Source organism: Microbacterium sp. HSID17254 (assembly GCF_003989315.1).
In the GTDB taxonomy this organism is placed as follows: Bacteria; Actinomycetota; Actinomycetes; order Actinomycetales; family Microbacteriaceae; genus Microbacterium.
Window position 1 is genome coordinate 1 of sequence record NZ_RBLT01000073.1, and the last position, 5,360, is coordinate 5,360.

At 72.2% G+C, this 5,360-nt stretch carries 4 protein-coding genes and 1 rRNA gene; 1 reads left to right on the forward strand and 4 read right to left on the reverse strand.

Annotated features, from left to right (window positions below):
* From hutI to hutH, 3 genes are all read right to left on the reverse strand, one after another.
* Positions 1-1,158 (reverse strand): imidazolonepropionase (hutI, locus tag D8M34_RS17495; protein ID WP_126894657.1); only part of this gene is annotated, 1,158 nt, incomplete at its 3' end.
* Positions 1,155-2,813, reverse strand: coding sequence for a urocanate hydratase (gene hutU / locus D8M34_RS17500; protein ID WP_126894658.1), 1,659 nt, complete (start codon positions 2,811-2,813; stop codon positions 1,155-1,157). The genes hutU and hutI, both read right to left, overlap by 4 nt.
* Positions 2,806-4,347, reverse strand: a complete 1,542-nt coding sequence (gene hutH / locus D8M34_RS17505) for a histidine ammonia-lyase (RefSeq protein WP_126894659.1) — start codon at positions 4,345-4,347, stop codon at positions 2,806-2,808. Before hutH ends, hutU begins: the two co-directional genes overlap by 8 nt.
* Before the next feature lie 94 nt (positions 4,348-4,441).
* On the opposite strand from hutH, the gene D8M34_RS17510 reads away from it, so the two are divergent.
* The gene (locus tag D8M34_RS17510; protein ID WP_238695710.1) at positions 4,442-5,179 is read left to right on the forward strand and encodes an IclR family transcriptional regulator; all 738 of its coding nucleotides are present in this window, start codon (positions 4,442-4,444) and stop codon (positions 5,177-5,179) included.
* Positions 5,180-5,244: 65 nt separating this feature from the next.
* On the opposite strand, the gene rrf is transcribed toward D8M34_RS17510, so the two are convergent.
* A 5S ribosomal RNA gene (gene rrf, locus D8M34_RS17515) occupies positions 5,245-5,360 on the reverse strand.

Consider the following 5,360-nt stretch of genomic DNA (forward strand, 5'->3'; position numbering starts at 1 on the left):
GGCCGCCCCGTCCTTCCAGACGCGCTGCACCAGCGGCACACCCGGGCGATACGCCAGATGCACGCGGGAGGGGGCGTCGAGCAGCACAAGGTCGGCGCGCGCCCCGGGGGCGATCCGGCCGATGTCGTCGCGCCGCAGTGCCCGCGCCCCGCCGGCGGTGGCGGCCCAGACCGCCTCCGCCGTGGTCATGCCCATGTCCCGCACGGCGATGGCGATGCAGAAGGCCATGGACGACGTGAAGCTGGACCCCGGGTTCGTGTCGCACGCCAGCGCAACTGTCACACCCGCGTCGAGGAGTCTGCGCGCATCCGGATAGGGCTGGCGCGTGGAGAACTCCACGCCGGGTAGCAGCGTGAGCACCGTGTCCGACGCGGCGAGCGCGGCGATGTCCGCGTCGGTGAGGTAGGTGCCGTGATCCACCGATGCCGCCCCCAGCTCGACCGCCATTCGCACGCCGTCGCCCGGACCGAGCTGGCTCGCATGCACCCGAGGAGCGAGACCCCGGGTGATGCCCGCCTCCAGGATCCGCCGTGCCTGCGCCACCGTGAAGGCGCCGGTCTCGCAGAAGACGTCGATCCACCGGGAGTGCGGGGCGCAGGCGTCGAGCATCGGCCCCACGACGAGGTCGACATAGGCATCGGGATCGTCGGCATACTCGACCGGGACCACGTGCGCACCGAGGAACGTGACCTCCGGCGTCACCTCGGCGGCGAAGCGCACGAGGCGCTCCTCCTCCGCGACGGCGAGACCGTAGCCGCTCTTGATCTCGACCGTGGTGGTGCCCTGCGTCCGCAGCTCCTCGATGAACCCGTGCAGTCGGGCGCGGAGCTCGTCGTCGGTCGCCGCCCGCGTCGCCTGGACCGTCGACCGGATGCCGCCCGCCGCGTACGGCTGCCCCGCCATGCGCGCCTCGAACTCCGCCGCCCGATCGCCGCCGAAGACGAGGTGGCTGTGGCTGTCGACGAATCCGGGGATCACGGCCCGACCCCCGGCGTCGACGACCTCATCGGCCGCGGGAGCCGTGGCGGACGAGCCCACCCACGCGATCCGCGCGCCGTCGATCAGCACGGCCGCCTCGCGGAGCGTGCCGGTCGGGTCGCCCTCGGCGGCGACGTTGGTCGTCAGCTCCCCGATCCCGGAGATGAGCGTCGTCGTCACAGCATCGGCACCTTCAGTCCGCGGTCGCGCGCGACCTCCTTGGCATGGTCGTACCCGGCGTCCACGTGTCGCATGACACCGGTGCCGGGGTCGTTCGTCAGCACACGGGCGAGCTTCTCCGCCGCGAGGGCCGAACCGTCCGCCACCGTGACCTGCCCGGCGTGGATCGAGCGTCCGATCCCCACCCCGCCGCCGTGGTGCAGCGACACCCACGACGCCCCGGAGGCGGTGTTGAGGAGGGCGTTGAGCAGCGGCCAGTCGGCGATCGCGTCGGAACCGTCCTTCATCGCCTCGGTCTCCCGGTACGGGGACGCGACGGAACCGGAGTCGAGGTGGTCGCGGCCGATGACGATCGGCGCGGACAGTTCTCCCGAGGCGACCATCTCGTTGAACTTGAGTCCGGCGAGGTGCCGCTCCTGGTAGCCGAGCCAGCAGATGCGCGCCGGCAGGCCCTCGAAGTGGACGGCCGACCCCGCCTTGTCGAGCCAGCGGTGCAGGGCGATGTCCTCGGGGAAGAGCTCGGCGATCGCGCGGTCCGTCTTGAAGATGTCCTCCGGGTCTCCGGACAGCGCCACCCAGCGGAACGGTCCTCGCCCTTCCTCGAACTGCGGGCGGATGTAGGCGGGGACGAATCCGGGGAACGCGAACGCCCGGTCGAAGCCGCCGAGCTGCGCCTCCGCGCGGATCGAGTTGCCGTAGTCGAAGACCGCCGCCCCCGCGTCCTGGAAGCCGACCATCGCGGCGACGTGGGCGGCCATGGACTCCCTCGACCGCCGGGTGAACTCCTCGGGATCGCGCGCCGCCTCATCCTTCCACCGGGCCACGTCGACACCGATCGGCAGGTACGCGAGGGGGTCGTGGGCGCTGGTCTGGTCGGTGACCACGTCGATCGGCACGCCCCGCCGCAGGAGCTCGGGGAAGATCTCCGCGGCGTTGCCCACGACGCCGACCGAGAGGGCGTGACCGGCGTCCTTCGCCGCGACGACCCGGGCCACCGCCGCATCGAGGTCGGTGGTGTACTCGTCGAGGTACCGATGCTCCACACGGCGGGCCAGCCGCGTCTCGTCGACGTCCACGATCAGGACCGCGCCCTCGTTGAGGGTCACGGCGAGGGGCTGCGCCCCGCCCATCCCGCCCGCACCGGCCGTCAGTGTCAGCGTCCCCCGCAGGGAATCGCGCCCGAGCGAACGGGCGACCGCGGCGAACGTCTCGTACGTCCCCTGCAGGATGCCCTGCGTGCCGATGTAGATCCAGGAGCCCGCGGTCATCTGGCCGTACATGGTCAGTCCCAGCTCCTCCAGGCGGCGGAACTCCGGCCAGGTCGCCCAATCGCCGACGAGGTTCGAGTTGGCGATGAGCACGCGCGGCGCCCACTCGTGGGTGCGGAACACGCCCACGGGCTTCCCGGACTGGACGAGCAGCGTCTCATCCGGCTCCAGCTCGTCGAGCGTGCGGACGATCGCCTCGTACGCCGCCCAGCTGCGTGCCGCCTTGCCCGTCCCGCCGTAGACCACGAGGTCTTCCGGGTGCTCGGCGACCTCGGGATCGAGGTTGTTCATGAGCATGCGCTTGGCCGCCTCGGCGCCCCAGCTCTTGGCGGTGCGCTCGGCACCGCGGGCTGCGCGTACCGTGCGCGCTGCGTTCTCCTCAGTCATGCATGTGCTCCTTTGCGACACGGGCGACGGCACCCGACTGGACGAGGGCGGTCACGGCTTCCATCTCGGGCGAGAGGTGGCGGTCAGGGCCGGGGCCTGCTGCGACCGTGCGGACGAGATCGCGCACGGCGCCGGTCGCCGGCCCCGCCTCGAGCGGCGCGCGGAGATCCAGCGCGCGGGCGGCGGTGAGGATCTCGATCGCGAGGACGCGGGAGAGGCCGTCGATCGCCCGACGCAGCTTCCGTGCTGCGGCCCAGCCCATCGAAACGTGGTCCTCCTGCATCGCCGAGGAGGGGATGGAGTCGACCGAGGCGGGAACCGCGAGACGCTTGAGCTCGGAGACGATGCCGGCCGCCGCGTACTGCGCGATCATCAGCCCGGAATCGACCCCGACCTCCGCCGCGAGGAACGGCGGGAGCCCGTGGCTGCGGGCCGGATCCAGCGCGCGGTCGGTGCGCCGCTCGGACACGGAGGCGACGTCGGCGATCGAGATCGCCAGGAAGTCGAGGACCGCCGCGACGGGCGCCCCGTGGAAGTTGCCGTTCGACTCTATGCGGCCATCGAGGGTGATGATCGGGTTGTCGATGACGCTGGAGAGCTCGCGCTCCGCGATCATTTCGGCATACCCGAGCGTGTCGCGCGCGGCGCCGTGCACCTGCGGCGAGCAGCGCAGGGAGTACGCGTCCTGGACACGGCCGTCTTCCGGGCCCTTGTGGCTCGCGACCATCGGCGACCCGGCGAGCAGCGCCCGGAGGTGACCGGCGGATACCGCCTGCCCCGCCTGCGGACGCAGCGCCATGAGATCGGCGGCGAACACCGCATCGGTGCCGAGCTGCGACTCCACCGACATCGCCGCCGCCACATCCGCCGTCAGGAGCAGCGTCTCCAGGTCGTGGAGCGCGAGCACCAGCGTGCCGAGCATCCCGTCCGTGCCGTTGATGAGGGCGAGGCCCTCCTTCTCCACGAGCGTGAGCGGTGCGATGCCGGCGTCCGCGAGGGCGTCCGCCGCCGGGAAGAGCCGGCCCGCGCTGTCACGCACATCGCCCTCGCCCATGGCCGCGAGGGCGATGTGGGCAAGGGGCGCGAGATCCCCGGAACACCCCAGCGAGCCGTACTCGCGGACCACCGGCACGATGCCCGCGTTGAGCAGCGCGGCGTACGTCTCGACCACGACGGGGCGAACCCCGGTGCGGCCGGACGCGAGCGTCTGCAGGCGCAGCAGCTGGAGCCCGCGTACGACCTCCCGCTCGACCTCGGCGCCGGTTCCCGCGGCGTGGGAGCGGATGAGACTCGCCTGCAACTGCAGTCGCCGTTCCGGAGCGATGAACGTCGTCGCCAACGCGCCGAAGCCCGTGGACACCCCGTAGTGCGGGTGCGGGTCCGCGGCGAGGCCGTCGATCACTCGCCGGGTCTCGGCGACCCTGGCCAGCGCCGCAGGGTCGACGACGACGGGCGCATCGTGACGGACGACGCGGACGACCTCCGCCGGGGAGAGAGGGGCGGCGCCGACGAGGACAGGGGCTGGATCGCTCATGTCTCGATTCCACACCCGCGGGGTCGACGTGCACACGGCTTCGTGGCAACCTGTGTCTGTGATCCCAGACATCTCCGAGACCGCTCACGCCCAGGTGCCTGCCGCGGCGCAGACCCTGCGCATCCTGAGCTACTTGGCGGGCCGGCCGGCGCCGGTGGCCGCGTCCGCGATCGCCCGCGAGCTGGCTCTTCCGCGATCGACGGTCTATCACCTGCTGCGCACGCTCGCTGCCCACGGCTTCGTGCTCCACCTCCGGGAGGAGCGCCGGTGGGGGCTCGGGACATCGGCGTTCGAGCTGGCGGGGGGCTATGCACGGCAGCAGCCGTTGGCGCGACTCGGCCGGCCGCTCATCGCCGCTCTCTCCGACCAGCTCGCGGTGAGCGCGCACCTGGCGGTCATGAGCGGCGGGGATGTGCTCTACATCGTCGAAGAGCGCGCGCCGCGGCGGCCCGCCCTGGTGACCGACGTCGGCGTGCGCCTCCCCGCGCACCTGACGGCGACCGGGCGGGCGATGCTCGCCGCTCTCCCCCGCGAACAGGTACGCGCGCTGTACCCGGCGGCGTCGGCATTCTCCGACCGCACCGGACGAGGTCCCCGCCACCCCGGGGAGCTGCGCGAACTCCTCCGGGACGTACGCTCTCGGGGGTATGCGACGGAGGACGGGGAGGTCGCGGAAGGTCTGCGTTCGGTGGGCGCCGTCGTGCGCGACGTCGCCGACTGGCCGGTCGCCGCGGTCGCGGTCACCTGGGCCGACGCCGACGGTGCGGAGGTCGTACTCGCGAACGCGGTGCGCGAGACAGCGGCGACGCTCGAGGCGCGTCTCGCCCGCTGACGCGGCACCTGCGCGTTAACGCAAGAAGGCCACCCAGCATTGGGTGGCCTTCTTGACTAAAAGGAGTCCGGCGGTGTCCTACTCTCCCACAGGGTCCCCCCTGCAGTACCATCGGCGCTGTGAGGCTTAGCTTCCGGGTTCGGAATGTGACCGGGCGTTTCCCTCACGCTATGGCCGCCGA